This is a genomic window from Methanobrevibacter sp. (assembly GCF_017427765.1).
Classification (GTDB): domain Archaea; phylum Methanobacteriota; class Methanobacteria; order Methanobacteriales; family Methanobacteriaceae; genus Methanocatella.
This window is the reverse complement of the sequence record NZ_JAFRSC010000016.1, coordinates 33,796-54,377: the sequence shown is the minus strand read 5'-3', so window position 1 is coordinate 54,377 and position 20,582 is coordinate 33,796. Positions and strand designations below refer to the sequence as shown.

The 20,582-nt window shown below is 32.0% G+C and carries 42 protein-coding genes and 1 tRNA gene; 41 read left to right on the top strand and 2 right to left on the bottom strand.

The genetic code is table 11. The features are described from left to right. The first annotated feature begins 1 nt into the window (after position 1). From IJL02_RS04065 to IJL02_RS03925, 29 genes are all read left to right on the top strand, one after another. Positions 2 to 232, top strand: coding sequence for a hypothetical protein (locus IJL02_RS04065; protein WP_292809278.1), 231 nt, complete (start codon positions 2 to 4; stop codon positions 230 to 232). After that, positions 229 to 540, top strand: a complete 312-nt coding sequence (locus IJL02_RS04060) for a hypothetical protein (protein WP_292787961.1) — start codon at positions 229 to 231, stop codon at positions 538 to 540. The genes IJL02_RS04065 and IJL02_RS04060 overlap by 4 nt, the downstream gene beginning before the upstream one ends. Continuing rightward, positions 527 to 1,105 (top strand): hypothetical protein, encoded by a 579-nt coding sequence (locus IJL02_RS04055; RefSeq protein ID WP_292809276.1) that lies wholly within the window; start codon positions 527 to 529, stop codon positions 1,103 to 1,105. Before IJL02_RS04060 ends, IJL02_RS04055 begins: the two co-directional genes overlap by 14 nt. A gap of 5 nt (positions 1,106 to 1,110) precedes the next feature. After that, positions 1,111 to 1,527, top strand: a complete 417-nt coding sequence (locus IJL02_RS04050) for a hypothetical protein (RefSeq protein ID WP_292787963.1) — start codon at positions 1,111 to 1,113, stop codon at positions 1,525 to 1,527. Between the two features lie 15 nt (positions 1,528 to 1,542). Beyond that, positions 1,543 to 1,917: a hypothetical protein gene (locus IJL02_RS04045; RefSeq protein WP_292787964.1), complete on the top strand. Its 375-nt coding sequence runs from the start codon at positions 1,543 to 1,545 to the stop codon at positions 1,915 to 1,917. Between the two features lie 28 nt (positions 1,918 to 1,945). After that, positions 1,946 to 2,533 (top strand): GIY-YIG nuclease family protein, encoded by a 588-nt coding sequence (locus IJL02_RS04040; RefSeq protein WP_292787966.1) that lies wholly within the window; start codon positions 1,946 to 1,948, stop codon positions 2,531 to 2,533. A gap of 178 nt (positions 2,534 to 2,711) precedes the next feature. Then, on the top strand, positions 2,712 to 2,915 hold the full coding sequence (locus IJL02_RS04035) for a hypothetical protein (RefSeq protein ID WP_292787967.1): 204 nt from the start codon (positions 2,712 to 2,714) through the stop codon (positions 2,913 to 2,915). Next, positions 2,912 to 3,319 (top strand): hypothetical protein, encoded by a 408-nt coding sequence (locus tag IJL02_RS04030; RefSeq protein ID WP_292787968.1) that lies wholly within the window; start codon positions 2,912 to 2,914, stop codon positions 3,317 to 3,319. Before IJL02_RS04035 ends, IJL02_RS04030 begins: the two co-directional genes overlap by 4 nt. Beyond that, the gene (locus tag IJL02_RS04025) at positions 3,320 to 3,670 is read left to right on the top strand and encodes a hypothetical protein (protein ID WP_292787970.1); all 351 of its coding nucleotides are present in this window, start codon (positions 3,320 to 3,322) and stop codon (positions 3,668 to 3,670) included. 5 nt (positions 3,671 to 3,675) lie between these two features. Beyond that, positions 3,676 to 4,443 (top strand): hypothetical protein, encoded by a 768-nt coding sequence (locus tag IJL02_RS04020; protein ID WP_292787971.1) that lies wholly within the window; start codon positions 3,676 to 3,678, stop codon positions 4,441 to 4,443. Then, positions 4,436 to 5,233 (top strand): hypothetical protein, encoded by a 798-nt coding sequence (locus tag IJL02_RS04015; protein ID WP_292809274.1) that lies wholly within the window; start codon positions 4,436 to 4,438, stop codon positions 5,231 to 5,233. Before IJL02_RS04020 ends, IJL02_RS04015 begins: the two co-directional genes overlap by 8 nt. Then, on the top strand, positions 5,230 to 5,394 hold the full coding sequence (locus tag IJL02_RS04010; protein WP_292787975.1) for a hypothetical protein: 165 nt from the start codon (positions 5,230 to 5,232) through the stop codon (positions 5,392 to 5,394). The genes IJL02_RS04015 and IJL02_RS04010 overlap by 4 nt, the downstream gene beginning before the upstream one ends. Beyond that, positions 5,391 to 5,534 (top strand): hypothetical protein, encoded by a 144-nt coding sequence (locus tag IJL02_RS04005; RefSeq protein ID WP_292787976.1) that lies wholly within the window; start codon positions 5,391 to 5,393, stop codon positions 5,532 to 5,534. The genes IJL02_RS04010 and IJL02_RS04005 overlap by 4 nt, the downstream gene beginning before the upstream one ends. 28 nt (positions 5,535 to 5,562) lie before the next feature. Beyond that, on the top strand, positions 5,563 to 6,345 hold the full coding sequence (locus IJL02_RS04000) for a site-specific DNA-methyltransferase (protein WP_292787978.1): 783 nt from the start codon (positions 5,563 to 5,565) through the stop codon (positions 6,343 to 6,345). A gap of 6 nt (positions 6,346 to 6,351) precedes the next feature. Continuing rightward, positions 6,352 to 6,474: a hypothetical protein gene (locus tag IJL02_RS03995; RefSeq protein WP_292809272.1), complete on the top strand. Its 123-nt coding sequence runs from the start codon at positions 6,352 to 6,354 to the stop codon at positions 6,472 to 6,474. A 93-nt stretch (positions 6,475 to 6,567) separates the two neighbouring features. Then, the gene (locus IJL02_RS03990; RefSeq protein ID WP_292809270.1) at positions 6,568 to 7,389 is read left to right on the top strand and encodes a hypothetical protein; all 822 of its coding nucleotides are present in this window, start codon (positions 6,568 to 6,570) and stop codon (positions 7,387 to 7,389) included. Further along, complete coding sequence (locus IJL02_RS03985; protein WP_292787981.1) at positions 7,386 to 7,748, top strand: hypothetical protein; 363 nt, start codon at positions 7,386 to 7,388, stop codon at positions 7,746 to 7,748. The genes IJL02_RS03990 and IJL02_RS03985 overlap by 4 nt, the downstream gene beginning before the upstream one ends. Before the next feature lie 109 nt (positions 7,749 to 7,857). Next, positions 7,858 to 8,115 carry a hypothetical protein gene (locus IJL02_RS03980; protein ID WP_292809268.1) on the top strand — a complete coding sequence of 86 codons (258 nt, stop codon included), beginning with the start codon at positions 7,858 to 7,860 and terminating at the stop codon, positions 8,113 to 8,115. Positions 8,116 to 8,186: 71 nt separating this feature from the next. Further along, on the top strand, positions 8,187 to 8,357 hold the full coding sequence (locus IJL02_RS03975) for a hypothetical protein (RefSeq protein WP_292809266.1): 171 nt from the start codon (positions 8,187 to 8,189) through the stop codon (positions 8,355 to 8,357). Then, complete coding sequence (locus tag IJL02_RS03970) at positions 8,354 to 8,542, top strand: hypothetical protein (RefSeq protein WP_292787986.1); 189 nt, start codon at positions 8,354 to 8,356, stop codon at positions 8,540 to 8,542. Before IJL02_RS03975 ends, IJL02_RS03970 begins: the two co-directional genes overlap by 4 nt. A 64-nt stretch (positions 8,543 to 8,606) precedes the next feature. Continuing rightward, a complete protein-coding gene (locus tag IJL02_RS03965; RefSeq protein ID WP_292787987.1) occupies positions 8,607 to 9,122 on the top strand; it encodes a hypothetical protein in 516 nt (171 codons plus the stop codon). Positions 9,123 to 9,126: 4 nt separating this feature from the next. After that, entirely contained in the window at positions 9,127 to 9,369 is a 243-nt protein-coding gene (locus IJL02_RS03960; RefSeq protein ID WP_292787989.1) for a hypothetical protein, read from the top strand. Beyond that, positions 9,370 to 9,768 carry a hypothetical protein gene (locus tag IJL02_RS03955; RefSeq protein WP_292809264.1) on the top strand — a complete coding sequence of 133 codons (399 nt, stop codon included), beginning with the start codon at positions 9,370 to 9,372 and terminating at the stop codon, positions 9,766 to 9,768. Positions 9,769 to 9,790: 22 nt separating this feature from the next. Then, positions 9,791 to 10,831, top strand: a complete 1,041-nt coding sequence (locus IJL02_RS03950; RefSeq protein ID WP_292787993.1) for a tyrosine-type recombinase/integrase — start codon at positions 9,791 to 9,793, stop codon at positions 10,829 to 10,831. Positions 10,832 to 10,850: 19 nt separating this feature from the next. Next, on the top strand, positions 10,851 to 11,915 hold the full coding sequence (locus tag IJL02_RS03945; RefSeq protein ID WP_292787995.1) for a tyrosine-type recombinase/integrase: 1,065 nt from the start codon (positions 10,851 to 10,853) through the stop codon (positions 11,913 to 11,915). A gap of 1 nt (position 11,916) precedes the next feature. Next, a complete protein-coding gene (locus IJL02_RS03940) occupies positions 11,917 to 12,507 on the top strand; it encodes a hypothetical protein (protein WP_292787996.1) in 591 nt (196 codons plus the stop codon). Beyond that, positions 12,504 to 12,926 (top strand): hypothetical protein, encoded by a 423-nt coding sequence (locus IJL02_RS03935; RefSeq protein ID WP_292787997.1) that lies wholly within the window; start codon positions 12,504 to 12,506, stop codon positions 12,924 to 12,926. The genes IJL02_RS03940 and IJL02_RS03935 overlap by 4 nt, the downstream gene beginning before the upstream one ends. Continuing rightward, positions 12,923 to 13,663, top strand: coding sequence for an N-6 DNA methylase (locus tag IJL02_RS03930; protein WP_292809261.1), 741 nt, complete (start codon positions 12,923 to 12,925; stop codon positions 13,661 to 13,663). Before IJL02_RS03935 ends, IJL02_RS03930 begins: the two co-directional genes overlap by 4 nt. Before the next feature lie 187 nt (positions 13,664 to 13,850). Beyond that, positions 13,851 to 13,934: transfer RNA gene (locus IJL02_RS03925), tRNA-Ser, on the top strand. 59 nt (positions 13,935 to 13,993) lie between these two features. Here the strand turns inward: IJL02_RS03925 and IJL02_RS03920 are convergent. Both IJL02_RS03920 and IJL02_RS03915 read right to left on the bottom strand, forming a co-directional pair. Beyond that, positions 13,994 to 14,428, bottom strand: a complete 435-nt coding sequence (locus IJL02_RS03920) for a hypothetical protein (protein ID WP_292809259.1) — start codon at positions 14,426 to 14,428, stop codon at positions 13,994 to 13,996. 63 nt (positions 14,429 to 14,491) lie between these two features. Next, the gene (locus tag IJL02_RS03915) at positions 14,492 to 15,403 is read right to left on the bottom strand and encodes an integrase (protein ID WP_292809257.1); all 912 of its coding nucleotides are present in this window, start codon (positions 15,401 to 15,403) and stop codon (positions 14,492 to 14,494) included. Between the two features lie 176 nt (positions 15,404 to 15,579). On the opposite strand from IJL02_RS03915, the gene IJL02_RS03910 reads away from it, so the two are divergent. The 12 genes from IJL02_RS03910 to IJL02_RS03855 all read left to right on the top strand — a co-directional run bounded on the left by IJL02_RS03910 (position 15,580) and on the right by IJL02_RS03855 (position 20,576). Beyond that, positions 15,580 to 15,780, top strand: coding sequence for a hypothetical protein (locus IJL02_RS03910; protein ID WP_292809255.1), 201 nt, complete (start codon positions 15,580 to 15,582; stop codon positions 15,778 to 15,780). Beyond that, positions 15,777 to 15,917, top strand: a complete 141-nt coding sequence (locus IJL02_RS03905; protein ID WP_292809253.1) for a hypothetical protein — start codon at positions 15,777 to 15,779, stop codon at positions 15,915 to 15,917. Before IJL02_RS03910 ends, IJL02_RS03905 begins: the two co-directional genes overlap by 4 nt. 3 nt (positions 15,918 to 15,920) lie before the next feature. Next, the gene (locus IJL02_RS03900) at positions 15,921 to 16,283 is read left to right on the top strand and encodes a hypothetical protein (protein WP_292809251.1); all 363 of its coding nucleotides are present in this window, start codon (positions 15,921 to 15,923) and stop codon (positions 16,281 to 16,283) included. A gap of 3 nt (positions 16,284 to 16,286) precedes the next feature. After that, positions 16,287 to 16,586: a hypothetical protein gene (locus IJL02_RS03895; protein WP_292809249.1), complete on the top strand. Its 300-nt coding sequence runs from the start codon at positions 16,287 to 16,289 to the stop codon at positions 16,584 to 16,586. Continuing rightward, entirely contained in the window at positions 16,583 to 17,320 is a 738-nt protein-coding gene (gene pcn, locus IJL02_RS03890) for a proliferating cell nuclear antigen (pcna) (RefSeq protein WP_292809247.1), read from the top strand. Before IJL02_RS03895 ends, pcn begins: the two co-directional genes overlap by 4 nt. 1 nt (position 17,321) lies before the next feature. Further along, the gene (locus IJL02_RS03885) at positions 17,322 to 17,999 is read left to right on the top strand and encodes an NUMOD3 domain-containing DNA-binding protein (protein WP_292809245.1); all 678 of its coding nucleotides are present in this window, start codon (positions 17,322 to 17,324) and stop codon (positions 17,997 to 17,999) included. A 156-nt stretch (positions 18,000 to 18,155) separates the two neighbouring features. Continuing rightward, positions 18,156 to 18,821, top strand: a complete 666-nt coding sequence (locus tag IJL02_RS03880; protein WP_292809243.1) for an ERCC4 domain-containing protein — start codon at positions 18,156 to 18,158, stop codon at positions 18,819 to 18,821. Between the two features lie 5 nt (positions 18,822 to 18,826). Further along, positions 18,827 to 18,985 carry a hypothetical protein gene (locus IJL02_RS03875; RefSeq protein WP_292809241.1) on the top strand — a complete coding sequence of 53 codons (159 nt, stop codon included), beginning with the start codon at positions 18,827 to 18,829 and terminating at the stop codon, positions 18,983 to 18,985. A gap of 146 nt (positions 18,986 to 19,131) precedes the next feature. Then, positions 19,132 to 19,542, top strand: coding sequence for a DUF3310 domain-containing protein (locus tag IJL02_RS03870; protein ID WP_292809240.1), 411 nt, complete (start codon positions 19,132 to 19,134; stop codon positions 19,540 to 19,542). Between the two features lie 21 nt (positions 19,543 to 19,563). Beyond that, on the top strand, positions 19,564 to 19,788 hold the full coding sequence (locus IJL02_RS03865) for a hypothetical protein (protein WP_292809239.1): 225 nt from the start codon (positions 19,564 to 19,566) through the stop codon (positions 19,786 to 19,788). 3 nt (positions 19,789 to 19,791) lie between these two features. Beyond that, positions 19,792 to 20,121, top strand: coding sequence for an ASCH domain-containing protein (locus IJL02_RS03860; protein ID WP_292809237.1), 330 nt, complete (start codon positions 19,792 to 19,794; stop codon positions 20,119 to 20,121). Between the two features lie 161 nt (positions 20,122 to 20,282). After that, positions 20,283 to 20,576, top strand: a complete 294-nt coding sequence (locus tag IJL02_RS03855) for a hypothetical protein (protein ID WP_292809235.1) — start codon at positions 20,283 to 20,285, stop codon at positions 20,574 to 20,576. Positions 20,577 to 20,582: the final 6 nt, after the last annotated feature.

Genomic DNA, 20,582 nt, shown 5'->3' with positions numbered 1-20,582 from the left:
TGTGCTTTGTGGAGTAGTTTTAAGACTACCCAGCAATGATGGTAAAGACATCTTCAAGGATATTAAGGACATAAACAAGAAACTTGGAGAAACAATCAGCAAAGAATTCGAAGATATTATGGTCGTACCATTCGGGATGGAATTAGTGGAAGATGACATGCAAGTCCGAATCTTGAACAAGATTGAGTATAATGATGAAATACCCGAAACAGATGATGAGGTTGAAGAATGAGCTGTCAATTTTGCAAGAATTATAAAAGAGTACATGAATTTTGTGAAGATGATTTTCACTATGTTGAAACTGGAAATGAAAGTTTAGATTGTAACTCCTATGAATACAACGGTGAATTAAAATATTACTCCTATTTATCTAAGAGAGATGAACAGGAAGTACAAGCGATAATTAGGAGAGTTGTCAGTTACATTATAAGATTGGGTTTTGATGAGATGTCAGTTGCAACCCATCAAGTAGCAGTTAATGTATTGGAAATGGCAAATGCAATTACAAACAATATGGAGTGTTTAAATGAAGCTAAGTGATGTAACAGATGACAAATCATTCATAGCATTCCTATATTCAATGTATCTGGGAAGACTAGCAAATGATGGTGAACCCGATGATTATTACGCAGTTGAAATAAGTAATAAATTAATGCATGCCTATGTCAGAGTAACTATCTCAAAAATACCAGATGAAGCAGATAAATATGCCATGGCACACTATTTAGGAGTTGACGTCGATAAACTTTTAAAAGAGTTTGAAATATTGTCCTCCGAAGAAGAATCCACAAAATATCAAAACTGGCATCACCAACTCTACAAATCTAAAGAAAGATATGAAAATGATGTCAAAAGATATGAGAAAAAAATACGAGAATTCTTCAATGGTCATGCGGACATGGTGGAATTCGATGTGGATCATGATGTTGTGAAAGTACGTGGACGATATGAGAAAACAATTCCTCCACAATTAATAATGGATTTCTGTGATAAATTCGGTTATTACATGCCAACATTAAATAATGACTGGATAGGAACTTCAATGTTCAGTCATGTTCATTATAGATTCAGTAAAAAAGATTGCAGGATTTCAAAGGAGGTATAAAAAGAATGGAGGATAAAATAGAAACAGTCGGAGAACTAATAGACTACCTTGAATGCTTCGACAGAGGCACAAAAATATTAGATGACATAAACCCTTGCTGGTGGAGTCCAAGAAGTGTTGATGAAAACGAACCGGAATCCATTATTGATGCAATGTGTGTAGCAACAGATTTACAATTAATAGATGAAAACAAAGAAACAGGAAAATTAGAATATAGTGAACATGAACATTATCAGATTGTCGAACGTCCAAGCGAATACGGCGGTACCGAGTATATCGTCAGAGACAACGACCTTGTTGGCGAAAGAATGATTGTCTGCATCAATTCCCCAAATCCGAAATTGAATAATATTCTTGCAAATGCAGTATGGGGTAAGATTCAAAGGTTCATGGAAAAAGAACCATATGTAACACTAGATTAAAAGGAGGCCGAAATAATGGACGAATATTACGTTGAAAACGGTAAAATCAAAAACAAATATACCGACAGAGAATATTCATTAGAAGAAATATGCTTTAAACTATCAGTTCTTCAAAGAGAAGCATATAAAACTGCTAGGGATATAGAACATTGCATTGAATTAAAAGCAGTTAATAGGCATTTAAGAATGGAGAATCGTTTCTTAACAATAAAGCTGCACAGTTTAGTATTTAGAGGAATGTTAGACCTAAAAGATATTGAAAACGAACTTAAAGAGTTATGCTTAAATCCTGATGAAGCAAGCGATTACATCCATAAATTTGAAAAAGAAAATTTTGAGTTAAAACAGAAACTGCGCAAGCTTGGAGAATACAACGGTGATTTATTATGAAAAAATTATCATATTTAATGGAGGAATTATGACTTGTGGAATTTACTTAATAAAAAATAAATTAACTGGCCAAATGTATGTTGGACAATCTGTTAATATAGAAAACAGATTCCGACAACATATTACCCCCTCAAATATACGGCAGTATATTGATAAAAGTATTAAAAAATATGGGATGAGAAATTTCTTTTTTAAAATTTTATTCGAATGTAAAGAAGAGGAATTAGACAGGGAAGAAATAAAAATCATCAGATTATACAATACTTATCTTGATAAAAATCATTATAACCTTACTCCTGGAGGAATGGGGTTTAGAAATGGTAGGACACCTAAATATCATGTTACTAAAGCAGGAATTAAATTTAATAAACAACGATATTTATTGTTATCCCCTGATAATAAGTATATTAAAGGTTCAGTAGATGTTAATTACTTGGAAGATTTAGCTTATCAACTAAATAATGGAATCATAACAGAGGAATATTTTTTGAAAAATTACAGGATTATCAAAAATGGAATACAAGATGGCGTCCAATTATATGTTCTTAAAAGTAATGATAAGAAACTTATTTATTCAGGGATAAAAATAAATTGGAAAATTTGCGTACTAAATTAATAAATAATGAAATTTGTGAAGAGGATATTCAGAATAAAACATATAAAATTGTAAAAAATGGTATTACACCATATGGACAAAGATATTCACTTATTAATCCTAACGGAATGATAATTAAAACATCTGTGCGTAGGAAAAAATTAGAGATTTTGTTAAATCAATTAATTCTGGAGGAAAATTGAATATGTATGAAGTGAATCCTAACCTTCTAAAAGGAGTTAATATTGTATTAAATGAGGACTTGCCTCCAGATACTGTTAAACCAAAGGATTTACACGGCACCACCTTGGAAGTTAGCAGAGATGTCTATGACAAAATTCAAAAGGAAATAACCCATGATTACAGAGGATTAACAATAACAAACAAAGAGGAGAAAAAATGAGTTTTTTAACTTGCGGGGAATTTATTGAAGCATTAAGTAAATTCCCAAAGGACTGGCCAATACAATTAGGCCTACCAAATAGTGACGAAGCATGCGGAATAAAAGGCATATTTGATTGCAGTGAATCAGAATACGGCTACTTAAAATATGCTTTTGTCCAGATAGAACCAATGGATGATTTGGATTTAGATGACTTATATGAATGTGATGTTGAAATGTACGGTGACCGAAACTGGTACAATACAAAAGACACATTTTACACAGTATTCAACGATTTAAGCATAGTAAAATATAAACTCGATGAAAAAGGAAAAGTCATCATCACAGAATGTAAAAATAAGGAAGGTGAAGACATTTCCCTCGATGATATTGATGATACTGAAAATCAGGATTGGTGGTTATAAATGTATGATTTAGAATGTGATGACATGATGGAAGGTGAATGGGGTTATTGTGCAGCAGATCATCGTGACTGCATGGACAACCGCATGTCCTGTAAAAAAGCCGATGACTACTACTATAAACAAGATGGTGAACATTACTATCAAAGATTTGTAAGGTTTAAAGAAAGGCATTATGATGAGGAAACTGGTAAATTCACTTACTCTTATTCTTTGAGGGATTTACAAGGGGAATTCAAACCAGTACCTTTAAAGAATAAAGAAGATGCGGATAGTTTAATTGACTTCCTTTACCAGTTATGTGATAAGATTGATGAACTCGGCGGATACAGCGAATGCTTAAACCACAGGTGAATACGATGACTACAAAAGGATACAAGTTAATCCAAGACAACCTTGGAGAATACAACATCTTAAGAAAAGACAATACTCTTGTCTGCAGCGAAATCCAATGTAAAGCCGAAGCAGAATTAATCTGTGATGAACTAAATGAAGTCTACCAATATTATCAGGAATTAAAAACTGAATATGATAGATTACATAAAGTGCATGGTTTACTCCACGATGAACATTTAGACTTAGAAATCGAAAGAGACAAGTTAAAACAAGAAACACTTGAATTAAAAGAAGATAACGCAATACTACGACAAGCATTAGATGGACTTGTTGAAGAGTTTGATGATCGTATTTCAGATAAAAGTCCAGTAAGAGATTTGATAAGATATAGGCATAAATTCTATGATATTCGAAGATATATAGTTTATAATCTTTTAACAATCCTTGATACTTTTGCAAACAAATATTATTCTTTAGATGCACCTAATAGTGCAGAAGTTTTTTGTAAATTATTAAATGATTATTTTAATGAAAATAACTCATTGCAACAAACAAATGAGCAGTTAAAAAAACAAATAACTGATATTACATTTAAATGGAATCAAAACCACAGAGAGTTTGACAAAGACACATTATATGTTAAAGACAATAATACTGAAATTGATTTGAAAAACAATAATCTTCAGATTAAAGTATTTCTTCCTAATGAGTGTGTTAGGTTTAATTATTTTGTTACTGGAAGAAGATTGGAAAAAGAAATGTTAATCAAAATGGATGATGAAAATGACTGAAGAACGATTTGAGTATAATCATATGGAAGGTTTTAAACCGTATATTTATGATGTTAATGATAATCATATGGTTGATAATTTGGAAATTATATGTGAGTTATTAAATCAACTATCAAATGAGAATGAAGAGTTAAAATCTAAATTAAATGAATCTAAAAAAGCACATTCAAGATGTGGTAAGTTATGGTGGGAATTACATGATGAAAAAGAACAATTAGAAAAAGAGGTTGAGCAGTTAAAGAAAGAAAATCAGGAATTACGAATGAGTCCACGAATAGAAGTAACTGAAATTGAAGCATTAGTTTGTGAAAATGAACAGTTAAAATCAGAAAATGAAGAGTTAAAATCAAATATTGATGATTTATTAAATCAAGAATTAGATGAGAGAGATATAGTTTGTCAAGCAGGGAAATTTCGATTGGAAGAATGGGGCAAACATAGATACCATCAATTCTATAATGGTGATGAATCATTGGAAGATGAATCTGTTGTTATAATGTTGATGGAACAATCAAAAGAGAATGAGCAGTTAAAACAAAGATATGATGCTCAAAGGGATTTATATGCTCAACTAAATTCTGATTATAATAATGTATATGATGAGAATAGAGAGTTAAAACAATTACTGAAAGAAGTTGAACACGAATTAACAACCATAACTGGTTTGTCTGCTTTTGATAAATGTGCAAGTCAGTTAGGTTATGTTGAAGTGTTTGATGAGGATTACTGGGAATTGGATTATTCAGAAATCCTTCAAAAGATTGATAAATTGAAAGGTGATGTGGAATGATTAAGTTTATTCAAGTAGAAAATGGTTTAGCAATTATTAAATGGGAAAATCTTGATGATAGTGTTGAATTAAAAAAATTTATGGATAACTGTGAAGTAACAATGCAGTATCGGAATTTAAGTAATCCTTTTGAGATAAAAGATGATGGTGATGTGGAATGACTGAAAAATCTTTTTGGGATTGTAAATATCTTCGTTATGAAAGAGATAATGATTATGTCAAGGCATTCGGTTGTAAAAAAACAAACAATCTCTGTCTAAAAAAGATTTGTAAAGATTGGGAAGATGGTGATGTGGAATGACTGAAAAACCAATTAGGAGTATTTTATTATGAGTTGTAGATTAATACAAGGCGATTGCATAGAAGAAATGCAAAAACTCATAGATGATGGAGTAAAAGTTGATTGTATACTAACTGACCCTCCTTATGGTACTACTGCTTGTCGATGGGATAGTGTTATTCCTTTTGATGAGATGTGGGATTGTATACATGGATTAACTCATTCAACAACACCCATATGTTTATTCGGAAGTGAACCATTCAGTAGTAATTTAAGAATGAGTAATATTAGAGAGTATCGTTATGATTGGGTATGGCATAAGAATAGTAGTGGTGATTTTGCCCTTGCGAAAAAAAGACCTATGAAATATCATGAGATAATATCTGTTTTTTATAGTAAACAATGTAAGTATAATCCTATTTTTCAGAAGTATGCTGATAGTATGTATAGTAGATTTAAAGATGGGGATTTATGTAAAAGAGAGGCACAATTAAAAAATAGTACAAACAAAATTCAAGGGGGTTTATCATTAGAACCCCGAAATATTATCTCTTTTGAAAGGGGCAAGTATCCTGAAAGTGTACAATATTTTAAAAGTGTACATAATCATAGTAGAAACCATCCTTCAGAGAAACCTGTTGAATTATTGGAGTATTTAATTAAGACTTATACTAATGAAAATGACTTGGTAATGGATTTCACTATGGGTTCGGGGTCTACTGGTGTTGCTTGTCTGCAAACCAACCGAAACTTCATAGGAATAGAATTAGAACCGAAATACTACGAAATCGCAAAGAAACGATGTAGTGAATATCAAAGCAAATTATGGTGATGTGGAATGACTTATTATTGTCCAATATGCCGAACACCACTAATAAGAATAGCAGAATACATTTTTTGGTGTGTAAATTGTCGAAAGAAAGTAGGAGCATTAGCAAGGGATAAAGGTGATGCTGAATGACTGAAACTGTAGCATGGGGGTTAGCAGGGGGATATGGATTTTTATTCTGTTTACTGATAGTGTATATTAGATTAAAATTGTGAGGTTGATTGAATGAATGTGAAATTAAGTAAATCAATAAGTAAATCAAGGAATAGTACAGGATTATATCGTGTTTCAAAATTAAACGATTCTAATTGCAAACAAGGATTCAGATGGAGATATACTTACTGGGAAAATAATAAACATAATTTAATATCTGCTACAAGTATTAAAAAATTAAAAGAAAAAATTTTAAAAAAAGGATTGGAGTGGAGAGTATTAGATGTTGAAAAAGTAAAAGAAACATTTCCGAATGATTTGGAAATATTAACAGAAGATTGTTTCCATTGTGATTATGCACAATCAAACGAAGATGGAATTCATTGTTACAGAGAAAATCGTAAAAGAGTAAACGGAAAAGATACTTGTGAGTATGATACTCCTATAAAAAGAGGGGGGAATAGAATGACTAAAAGATTCACTACTGACTCTCCAACCATGCCAGTAACACAATTTAAAATAACTGATTTCTGGCTAAACCGTGAATTAACCACTATGAAAGAAGTTGTTGATGCAATGAACGACCAACAAGAAACAATCAAACTACTCCAAAAAGCAAACGAAAACATAAGCCGAGCATCCTATGAAATATCACGTATCCTTGAAGATGGAGGAGTAATATTAACCAAAGAACAATTAGATGAAATCATCCGAGAAGGATCATACAAGAAGAAAGTAGCTGCAACATTACAAGAAAAAAATGACCTGGTCAACAGATCATTACTTGTTGGAGCACCACCACAAGCAGGTAAATATATGGGCCAACTTGTCCAGAAAAACTGCTCAAGATTACTGCATGAGATTGCAAAGGATTTACAGGTTGAATTAAAATGAGTTACCGATTTATCATCAAATACTGCAACATACTCGATTCAGTATTCCTAATTGACACACTTGGAAGAATGCCTGAAACACAAATACATAGTGAATTATCCGTTCATGGTTTAGATTGTGACGACCGAGAACGTGCTGAAGAAAGACAAAAATATTATGAAAACTTATTCGGATTTCAAAGACCTTTATTTCAGGAAGTAACTGGATTTGAACTACGAACCCGTAAATGGGTATCTTCTGATTTCTATAGTTTTTATTATGACATATTTGATAATACTGGACGACATGTTATTCGCAGTTCTGATTTGCGTTTGGCATTTGAATTTAAAGAATGGTTAGAAAAGGAGTTGAGCATATGATAATCTGTGACGATTGTTCCAAAAAAGAACATTGCGTAGTTAAAAAACATAACTACCCTGAAAAACAAAGTTATTTCATATGTATGAATTATGAAAAGGAGTTGGAAAAATGACTGATATAATATTCCACGATTGCGAATACCGATACGAAGATAATAATAAACTATACTGTAAAAACAAGACAGATAAAGGCGAATGCGACAACTGTAAATCCAATGTACACTTGAATTGCCAAAACTACGTGCCTCGGAACGATATGTGTCTACAATACTTCCAATTAGGAGTAAGCGAAGTTTCACAGTACGATGAATGTGCAGAAAAGAAAATATACAACGATACCGACTTACAGAAAAAATGGAGTAATTAACTATGAACTACAAAATATTCGAAAACCGATTAAAATACCTGAAAAAAACCTACGGCCCCGAACTATGGAACATGACCGTAACCGCAAACAAAATCGAAGGAAAATCATTCCTAATACTAAAAAACAGTAATAATGGTAAAGTAGTGGAATGCATACTCCTAACAGATGAAACAGAAAAATTCAAAGAAGAACCAACAATTGACCCCGACGATGAACTAAGAGAGGAGTTAGAGATATTATGACTGAAATGATAATCTGTGGACTTTCAATGGAAATGGAAATGGCACGAGAAATGGGTACTGTTGGTAAATGCAGAGGATGTGTTTACTGTAATAGATATTCAGATGAACGTATCGTTTGCAGTAAAAAAGGAGTGTTGGAAAAAGAAAAAGAAAACTGTAAAGAATGGGTAGTAGATTACCGATAAAAAAATACACCTACTTATTTTTTTTGTGTTACAAAACAGTCAAACCACCACCATACAATAATATATGACAGACAAGATAATCATCAAAAATACCTCATATGCAGACTCACGCACTGCACCTGAGGATATGACAAAAGAAAAATTATACGAAGCAACAGAAACACACATCGAAGAAGTTGGTCGCATAATGGATTGGTTTGGAGAACAATTACATGAAATAGGCCTTAAACATGACTTCACAAAAATGGGAGCAAATTTCGAAGAATACAGTGAAGTAGCATTAGCACATTTACCAGAAGGTGAATTCGAACAAACTAACTGGTGTCAAAGACATTACTTTGAAGAAAGACATCATGTCAATGACCAAGCATGGCCAGATGTAAACTTATTAGATATTCTTGAGCACATCGCGGATGTGGTGGATGCCGGTAAAGGAAGAGCCGGACATGTAGCATCAAAATATTGTGATATAAATCCATTGTTGCTTTATAGAGCATATTGGAATACAATCCGTTTACTTGATGATGTCCTTGAAGTAGATGATGATGCAGTTACTCCTGAAGAAGAAACCGAAGAGTGATGCTATGGAAACTGTGAAAATGGAAAGATTCAAAATCGTCCCCACTCACAGAAGAGAAGGATTATCATTAATCGACATCGAAGGAACATATAATCAAACATTCCCTGAATGGAAAACTATTGTAACTGTTTCAACAGGGAATAAATATCTGGATCAAAAAATAATGGATTCCATCTTTGAAGACATTAACACAAACCCAGAATATTTAAAACTATTAAATACTCCAGATAAAAAAGAAGGTGACTAAATGGAAGATAATACAATATTAAAAGTCATAGATAGTAAAATCAATGATTATGATAAAATGTTATCAGAAGTAATGGAATCAGAAACCCCTGATGAAAAATTAGCAAGCAAATATCGTTACTATGTAATGTGCTTAACAGAATTAAGAAGAGAATTCTTCTTCAAAGAACATGCAATATTTGAATTACTGCGTGAGAATCATGAGAAACATGATACTGAATTCGTATTCATGGATGATTCCTCTTATACTGTTAAGAAAGATGATATCTGCTCAATGAATGATAATTATGTGTTAATCCTTAATAAAAAAGATTATCTTAAAAACAGTCCTGAAAGTCCATATGTTACTGATAAAGCATTGAATTTAGATAATGTTAAGATTGTAAGGACATTATCTTAATAAAAAAAGGAGGGGAATCTTATTGAATAATTTCAGTCAAATTAGTGCAGAATACAAAAAAGGATTTATTGAAGATGTTCTCAACGGCATGACTCCACTACTAGACAATGTACAATTAAGAGAATTAAACCGAGTATTAAACTATCACACCAGTCAATTAGATTTTGGTGAAGGTTTAATTGACACTAACCTCGATTATGAAGTTCAAAATAAGAAATTATTAGTTCAATATATAAAATCCAAAAAAGTAGAAGGCCTAAGTGACCGTACAATAAATTACTATGAAGTCACATTAAAAAAACTGGAAGAATGGACTGTTAAATCATTCATTAATTTAACACATACAGATATACGAGAATTCCTAGTATTCTATCAAGAATTAAATAATGCTAGTAAAATCAGCATAGATAACATCCGCCGTATACTATCAGGATTTTTTGGCTGGTTAGAACTGGAAGAATATATTATTATTAATCCAATGCGTAAAATCCCTAAAGTTAAATTTGAGAAAAAAGTTAAAAAGGCATTTACTGATAAAGAAATTGAAATAATGCGTAATGATTTAGCAAATCGTAGAAACAGTAAATATAAAATCAGGAATCAAGCTATTTTTGAATTCTTATTATCTAGTGGAGTGCGTGTTAGTGAATTAGCAGGTATTGATACTTATAAAGTTAATTTTGAAGATAATAGTGTTGTTGTATTAGGTAAAGGAAATAAAGAACGATTAGTATACTTTAATGAACGTACAAGTCATTTATTACAATTAATGATTAAAGAACGTAAAACTGATGGTGACGGTGCTTTATTTTTAAATTTGTATGATAAGAGAATTGGGTTGTCTGCTGTTGAAGGTATGATACGGAAGTTAGGGGAAAGACATAATATTGAAGCATATCCGCATAAGTTCCGTAGAACTTTTGCTACTAGATTGGTTCGAAAGGGCATGCCTATAGATCAAGTGCAACAATTATTAGGTCATACTAGTTTAGAGGTTACTTTACGATATGTGGAATCTGATGAAGAATCTTTGAAAAGAGTACATAACCGATTTGTATCATAAAAAGTGAGGTGTTTTATTCATGGTTGAAGTGATGAGTAATCTTGGTGTTGGTTTAACTGATGAATTTTACCGTAGTAATGATAATAATGCTAAACTGGAATTAGTTAGAAGAATACTTCAAGATATGGATACATTATGTGATGCAAGGCAATTAAAGAATTTATCCAACATGCTTGAAGAGACCTTGAAACGATATAGTATTGCAGTATCTGAACATAAAGATGAACATGTTGTTGTGGATAAAGTTAATGATTATCTGATTAATCGGTTTAAAGAAGGTAAAAAAAGCCAAGGTTTATCCAGTAAAACATTACGTTTTTATGAAAACACTTTAGACATGTTAGCATTGTTTTATCCTGATAAAGCTTTAAGTCAATTAACTACTGATAATGTCCGTGACTGGTTCCATTATTTAATTAATGAAAAAGGAACCACAGAGGTAACTGTTGATAATTATCGCCGTAACTTGAATAGTTTCTATAATTTCTGCACAATTGAAGGTTTAATTTTAAAGAACCCTGTTAAGAAAATTAAAACTATTAAGAGACAATATCAAGTTAAACAACCTTTCAGTGAATTAGAATTAGTTATACTCAGAGATAATATAAAAGATACTCGTACACGTGCAATATTCGAATTACTTATTAGTAGTGGTTTAAGATTGGGAGAATTGGAATCATTAAACCGTACTAGTATTGATTTAAAAGAATGCACTGGTTATGTGATGGGTAAAGGAGCCAAGGAACGTAAATTCTACTTCAGCATATCTGCTAAATATTATATTGAAAAATACTTAGAAACACGCACCGATAATGATATAGCTTTATTTGTTGGTAAAGGAAGAGGTCGTTTAAAACATAGTGGTATTGGTCGTAATCTTAGGGAATTGGGTCAATCATGTGGGGTTAAAGATGTTCATCCGCATAGATTCAGAAGAACATTTGCAACAGGATTATTACGTAAAGGTGTGCCATTAGAACAGATAAGAGTATTTCTGGGACATTCTCAGATTGCTACAACTAAATTATATGTTGTTGAAGATGAAGATGAAATTAAATTTAATCATAAAAGGTGGATGAATTAGAATGAAAGATGTTCCTGGAACTGAAAATATTAATTGGTGTAAAGAAGACCGTAACTATCGAATCTCTAAAAGAATTAATGGTACTCAAAAATTAATAGGTTCCAGTAAATCATTAATTTCAGCATTAATGATAAGAGATTGGAGTAAAGCCAATAACTGGAAACGATATCCCAAAAGGGATACTAAATCACATGAACATTATATTCGTGTTAATGATAAAGCAGACCCATTATACAGGTATCGTGTTGCTAAAGTGATTAATGGTAAAGAATACAGTTTCGGTTCTTTCCCATTACTTGAAGAAGCTATACAATGCAGAGATAACTGTATAAAAAATAATTGGAGTTTAGATTTAATACCAGTAGACCCATTAAGATATATTGAATTCATAATCAGGGGAGGTAAAATAAAATATAATATTAAGCATAAGGAAAATGGTTCATCAGTTAATTATGGATTATTTAACACTATCCATGAAGCAATGCATGAAAGAGATTTATTAGAGCAATGTAATTGGGATTTTGAAGTAATATGTAATTTAGATGAAAGGATTAATGAAGAAACAATCTATCTAAGTAAAGTGATGGTATGAAAAATATTCCTGATACTAAATATATTTTTTTTGATAAAAGAAAAGGAACTTGGGTAATAACCAAAAAGGTAATGAATAAACCATATAATTTTGGTAGTTACAAATCTTTAGAAGATGCTAAGAAAGCAAGAACTTATTTTGAAAAGAACGGATGGGGTAAATGTTTAGATGAACGATTAAAATTCAGTTACAAACAACCAAAATATTTAGTATGGATAGCTAGTAGGAAAGTTTGGCAAATCCGTAAAAGAATCAATGGTAAAATTGTTATTTTTGGACAATTTAAAAAGATTGAAGATGCTGAAGATGAAGTACGTTTATTAAAAAAAGTTAATTGGGATATTCAAGATTTATGTGATTTGAAAACAGACGGAAATCAAATAACTGAATGTTTAAGATGTGGGAGGAGTTTAATATGAATAATTTTGAGAAAACTTTTGAAAGTTTAGCAAGAACTGATGATGCCAGTACATTATGGATTAACTGGTTAGACTGGGTAATAGACCAAAACCTAATCATAAACCATGATAGACAATTAAACTTCAAAGGAAATGAAGAAACCTACTTTAAACTCTATCAAGAATGGATACAAATTGTATCTGATGAATTAGAGAATACTGGAAAGTATTACTATGACTATCTTGGAGTATTCTACGAAGATGTAATCCAATCCAAATACAAAGCAGGGACTAATGGACAATTTTTCACACCTCAATGTGTATCAAAGTTAATGAGTAAAACATTAATGCAAAATAAGGGGGGAATAATTAATGATTGTGCCTGTGGAAGCGGTAGATTATTATTAGATGCCCATAGTAAAAATCCAACTGCAATCTTAATAGGTCAAGACCTTGACCCCGTAGCGTGCAAAATGGCAGTATTGAATTTCTATATATCTGGAGTTAGAGGCAGTATAATTCATCAAAACACTTTAACATTAGAAGTATTTGAATGTTGGAGAGTAAACAATTACATTCACTATGGTTTACCAATCCCACATATTGAATTAGTCTCAGAAAAAGAAGCATACAACTTCATAGGTGCTAAAAAGAATAAAAAAAGTGTTGAATTAAACAAGTCATTAACAGATAATGACAAAGTCATAGAAACCTATGACAAACCAAAACCTAAATCAGTACAATCAACACTATTCTAAAAAAAGGAAAAAATATAAAAAAATATTAAAAGTGATGCGACATTAAGGTCGGGGGTTCAAGTCCCTCCAACTCTACTAATATATAATGGGGCGGTGGTCTAGCAAGGGTTTTGATTCCCTGTGTCAAAGGCGCTAAGGAGCACTTAGATAGCGGAGGTTCAAATCCTCCCCTCCCCACTTCTCTTATGCATCGGTATCTTAGCATGGTAAAGAGCAGGACTGCTAATCCTGTATGCAATAGCATTCAGGGGTTCAAATCCCATCCGATGCGTAACATTTACACAATCCAAGAATAAAGACAAAAAAAGAAAAAAGAAAATAAAAAAAATATTAAAATATTTTCACAGGTTCAACATTATTATTACTATTAAAATCCTGAATAGACAACAAAGCAGCACCAAGATAAGCCTTATCCTCAACACCTTTACTATAAGTACTGAACACTAAAAACTTATCCCCATCAACTTCAATCTGTTCAACACAACCTTGCTCACCTAAACCCTCATCAACATAATAATAAGTATTCTCAGTTTCACCAGTTGGATAAATACGATATCCAGTTTCATTAGTATCAATTTCACTAGTATCATCAGTTTTTAAAATAATAAATGTTGGATCATCATCCCCATTAGGAACCTTATAAACCCCATCATAAGGATTATCAGAAAATTCAAATGGCACTTTAAAATCTGTTACTTCTTTAGCAGCAACCACTCCTAAAGTAAATAACAATATTATTAAAAATATACTAATTTTTTTAATCATATCATTAAACCTCCACATATTATGTATATATTATTATGTTCATATTACCATATAATCCTTTTTTCATAAAATATTATACTCCTTACCTGCAAGGAACACATTAATCACAATAGTAAACTCCTGATTAACCACTTCAGGTTCATCCAAATTATAAATCATCACATTACTCATAGCAGACTTATAAATCGATTTCAACTTATTCGGATTAGTCTTAATATAAGTCGAATGAACATAATTCTTACTCCTGCCTTGCAGTTCATCAATATATTCAGCTGCCAAACCAATATTACTGGCATGGAATTTTCTTAATGTATGAGCACGGAAGAACCTGTATTTCCCTTTGAAACCCCAACCCATTCGGTCATTTATTTCTTGAAATTTATTCAACAAACCAGAAGCTGTGAAATCAAACAAATTATCACTTAACTTCAAATCTTTACGTGACTGCAAATACTTCACAATATATTTAGTGGCCTCTGGACTGCAGAAAGTATAATAATACTTATCCGTCTTAATACGCTTCAAATAAAAAGTAGGGACAACATTTCTTTTATGAGATAAAGTTTCCAATATTACATCTAATGATCCACCATTATGATAAGCGGAAGTTCCTTGGATAAACTGGTCTACTTTAAGACTTAAAGTCTCGGCCTTAGCAGTTCCACTACTTGACATAAAAAGTATAACTGCCTTCAAATCAACTGGCACACTATCACAAGCTTTCCTGATATGCTCTTTAGTAGGCAAATCAAGATAATTAGTCTCATACAACTTATTATATTTCGCATCAGGTAAGTGTGGAATCTCAATATCAAAATGGATATAAAAAGTTTTAACCTTAGTAAAATAAGTCCGGACAGTATTAGGTGAACAATTACTCTTCAACAAATAACTACGATAATTCAACAAACGTTTTTTAATCCGCCTATCTTTCAAAGGAACCATATCTTCTTCATCCTGTTTAGCTTCAGCCATCAACTCATCTAAACTTTTTTTATGGAACTTCAGATAATGCTTCAAAGCAGACTCATAACCACTCGCAGTACTCTCACGTATATTTCGTTCTCGACAGAACCTTTTGAAAAATCTATTATCAAACATACATGTCATGTTTGTTACAAAAGAGTCAAAGAATTTATAGATATTATACTATGAATTCTGCCAACGAAAATTTAAGAATTATACGCAACCAAAAGGCCACAATAACAAAAGCATACGAGGAAGCTAAAAAGAAATTAGAAACCAAATATGCAGCGGACATGGCCATATTAGACCAAGAAGAAAAAGAATTACTTTCACAATTCGATGATGTTCCAATAAATGACATATACAAAAAGGAGAATACAAAATGACTGCTACAAGTGAACACAACGGAGAAAAAATCTATTACAATGAAGAAGCTGAAGAATGGCGTTATGTGACAACTAACAAACCAATCAAACAAGGATTCTGGACTCGATTAAAAAATAAGATTCTAAGGAGGAAATAGGGAATGTCAGAAAAATCAAATGAGGTTTGGCAAAGACTAATAAAAAGACATCATGATGCCCGAGCAAAAATGATAGAACTAAATATCAAAATAGAAGACGGCATGGAAAATTATCTTAAAAGCATAAGTGAAAATAATGATTTCACAATACGATTTGAAGATAACGGTGCAATATACCTCAATTGTAAAGGCGACTTATTTGACCTGGAGCAGATATTTGATTTTTGTGACGTGTTTGGTTTAACTTTAATGCTTAATAATCGTACCATGGTTGAAAATCATTTGGATGATAAAACTTCAATCCGCACAGAGTATTTGTTCACTACTCATCCTCCAGAAGTAATTGAGACAGAAGAGGGGGATTAAATAGTGGAACCTACAGTTTTACATGAGTTACTTGGACAAGCACGTGCAGAGAATAAAGCGGTGCAATTATTGAATAATCCTACTCTTAATGATGTGGAGTTTATTATTGAACCTGAACATCAAATTGTGAATAAAAAAGGTAATGTTATTAAAGTTGATGATTGTTTGATTGATTTGAATTTTATTGTTGCTGCTTTAATTATACCTAATCGTAAGGATAGATTAGCTGAAAAGAAAAGGATTGAAGAAGAATTATGGAGTGCATTGAAAGAAGCTCCGAAAAATGAGAGGTTAAGTGTATGACTTTTAAATTAGAATTATCAGATAATGCAATATTCAAAACAGTATTTGACAGTATCGCAAGCATTATTGATGAAGTAACTATCATCTTTGATAGTGAAGGAATGAGATTAAACGCATTAGACAGATCACACATAACATTCGTAACTTTAGAATTAGAACCTGAAGTATTTGACGAGTATATCTGTGATGAACCTGAAAAGGTTGCGGTTGATTGTACTAAGTTTAATCAAATCTTGAAAAAATGCAAAACCAATGATATTATACAACTTACCATAGATGAAGGTAACTTCATTATAGTTTTTGAAGGTGATGCTACAAGGAGATTTAAAATTCGTGTAATAGATACAGAGTATGAAGCACAAGTCCCTCCAAATATTAACCACAACGTCAATATAAAGGTACCTTCCAATATGATGCAAGACGCATTAAATGACATGTTAATATTCAGCGACAAATTAAAACTGCTCATAGATGAAAACTATCTTAAAATCATATCCGACGGAGAATTCGGAGACGTTGATATCAAATACTTACATGGAGAAAACATCCTTGAAGTTGCACAATCAATATACAGTATTGAAAAATTAAAAGACATTTTCAAAGCCAGTAAATTCAGTAAAGAATGTAATGTAGGTTTAGGAAATGACATGCCAGTTATGATTACATTTGAATTACCAACAAGGGACGGAGTGCTACGATACTTACTCGCCCCTCGTCTTGAAGAGAGGGGTTAAAATGACAGTTGAAACCGCACCCCCACTTCAAACAAAGTGGGGAATTGCAAGATTAGGCCAAAACGGATATTATAGAATTACTTCTAAAAAAGAAGGCAATTGCGATAAGCTACTCCATAGATTAATTTTTGAGGATTTTTATAATATTAATTTAAATAAGGAATTCCCTGAAGGAATTCACATTCATCATATTAATGGAAATCGACTTGATAATAATATGTGGAATCTAGAGCCATTATCTCCCTCTGAACATATTAAGTTACATATGGGTAATGGGAATCATCATGGGTTGGGTAAACCTCTTTCTGAAGAAACTAAAAAGAAGATAAGTAATGCTCATGAAGGATTTGTGCATTCTGAAGAAACTAAAAAGAAAATAAGTGAATCACGTAAGGGTATGTTAAATTCTTTAGAGAGCAAACTTAAAATGAGTAAAAATAGGAATAAAACAGGATTTTTTAGAGTGCATCAAATGCCTCATAAAGAATGTAAACAAGGTTTCAGTTGGAGATATGAATACTATGATGATACTGGAAAACGAAGAAAATTGAATAGTGTCAATTTAAACAAGTTAAAAAAGAAAGTTTTAGCGAAAGGGAAGATTTGGGAAGTCATTAATATTGATAATGCTAAATTAACTTGTGAAAAGTATGATTATAATTTGGAGGAATTAATGTAATGTTAACCGTTTTAATGAAAGATATATTTGTATTTAGCTGTGGAATACTCATTGGCGTTGCATTCGCCTTTGAAGTATTCCAAAACCAACTACAAAAAGAAATAAACTACCATTACTTCCGTAGCTACATAACCAAATATGGTTGGGAGAAAAACAATGAAATTCCAAATACAAATAGACCACCGAGAAAACGATGAAAGAATACAAGAAGCAGCCTATTACTACAAAAGCAAAGGAGACACAGTACAAGTCAAAGAACTACTAGTAGGTGACTATGTCTTCAACAACCAAGTAGCATTCGAATACAAAACAATGAATGACTTCATACAAAGTGTTGAATCAGGAAGAGTCTTTAACCAAGCTATAGACCAAACAACTAACTATCATTATCATTTTGTAATAATCGTTGCAAGTGACAAAGAAAAACAAGAATACCTCGATGGATTCGATGAAGAAGCATACGTATTCGGATGGGACAATTACGATGGAGCAATCGCCCGATTAAATACATTTACAACTGTTAAGGAATGTTCAACAGAAAAAAGAGCAATACGATTCATGAGACAACAAGCAAGAAAATGCTTAGACAATAAAAAAATCGTGAAAAGACTAAAACAGAAAACAGACAACCCTGCTTTCAACTGGTTAGCATTGGTTAAACACATTGGCGATGATACCGCAGAATTAATCGTTGAAAACAAAGATTTATACTCTTTAACAGATTTACTGGAACTGGACAACAACAGCCTACAGGAAATCAAAGGCATTGGAAGCAAAACTGCAGGCATTGTAATGAGGTCAATTAAAGGAAAAAGGAGATGATACATTTGAACAAGTTAAAAGTAGAAACCTACTTGGATGCTCCACCAATTGGAGAAGAAATAAAAAACATTATTGAAGGATTATCAGATGTTAATAATTTTGTTTTAAGCTTACAATTAGATTACAGGGATAATAATACAATTTTCTATTTGAATCGTGTGTAGTTAATAGAATTCAAAACGGATATGTTGCATATATCTCAAGAAGAAAAGAGTCATGTCTATATTAGTTATGGAAATATTGTTGAATATGCTGTGATTAATGCTGAAGATGTTCTTGATTTAGGGGTGATCTAAAAATGGGATTTGAAATGCCTGAGCAGTCTTTTTATAGAGGCCGGTGTGTACCTGTACCATTAGTTGGAGATGAATTAAATCAGTTTAAACAGAAGTTAATAAAAGAAATGCATTCAGAAAGAGAGGATAATATGGAAGACATACCAACAAACATTAGGGAACTTGAAGAAAAAGGAAAAGATTGTGAAAGATTAGCAGAACCCGAATATTATGCAGGCAATGGATTAAGTCCATTAGAAGCATTCAAAAAAGGATTACTCTCACGTGAAGAAACAATAGGTTTCATCAAAGGAAACGTAATCAAATACACAGTAAGAGCTGGAAAAAAAGACAATGCTTCAAGAGATATAGTGAAAGCTATTGATTATCTTGGACATTTGAAAAGATTGTATGAAGATGAGCTAAGAGTGAAATATGAAGAATAAATCTTTTGAAGGTGAATAACAATGGTTAATATTTGTGGAAAATGCAAACACTTCATGAAAACTGAAACAACAACCGACGGATACTTTTATCATTACTGTAATAAAGCAGATGAACTATTCCCACCACAACCAGAGGAATCTGAACCACAACCAGACTCCGCAGAAAAAACAAAACATGAAGTTCCAACATTAAAAGTAAAATTCAACGACACCGCATGCCAATACTACGAAAAAAGGAGACAATAAACAATGTACGAATTACTGAAATTCAATAAAAAATACTACGCAGACATCATATCTGGAATAAAAACACAAACCATCAGAAAACATAATAAAAAATTCAAAGATGGGCAAATCGTAAAAGCAATCTTCCCAGGAACCGAAAATGAATGCTTCATCGAAATAACACATTCCGGTTACAAGCAATTCAAATATGTGAATGATGATGATGCCAAACGTGAAGGATACACTTCAGCTGAAAAACTAAAATCAGAACTATTAGACATCTATCCCGTCCTCGACTCACTTACACGAATTTACTATATCCAATTCAAAGTAGTTGATATCAATGAGAAATAAAGTATTACAATATGTACTTAGCTGTTGGTATGATAGCAGATGTCACCGCAAAGAAGACATACTTAAAATAATTGATGAAATAATCGCTGAAAATCCAAACGAAACAAGAATAACAAAATTAGGAATGCTTGCAAAACGACGTTGCATAGGAGAGTTATAGAATGGTATACCTTGATTCAATTAAAATAAAAGAATGCATAGACATCGAGAAAATAACAAAGGACACCGTAACACTTAATGTAGATGGAGAAAAATTAATACGCCAAATATACGAAGACCTGAAAATTGAATTATCCGCTACAAGTGATTATCCTACATTGAATTTCCAAGATGCTCCATTTATTAAATTCTATCCAAATGAAATATTCAATGAAGAAGCATGCCACCAATTAGCTATTGAAACAATGCACAGATTAAACAGTCAAATACGAACTCAACTAAACATCAAAGATTAAATGGGA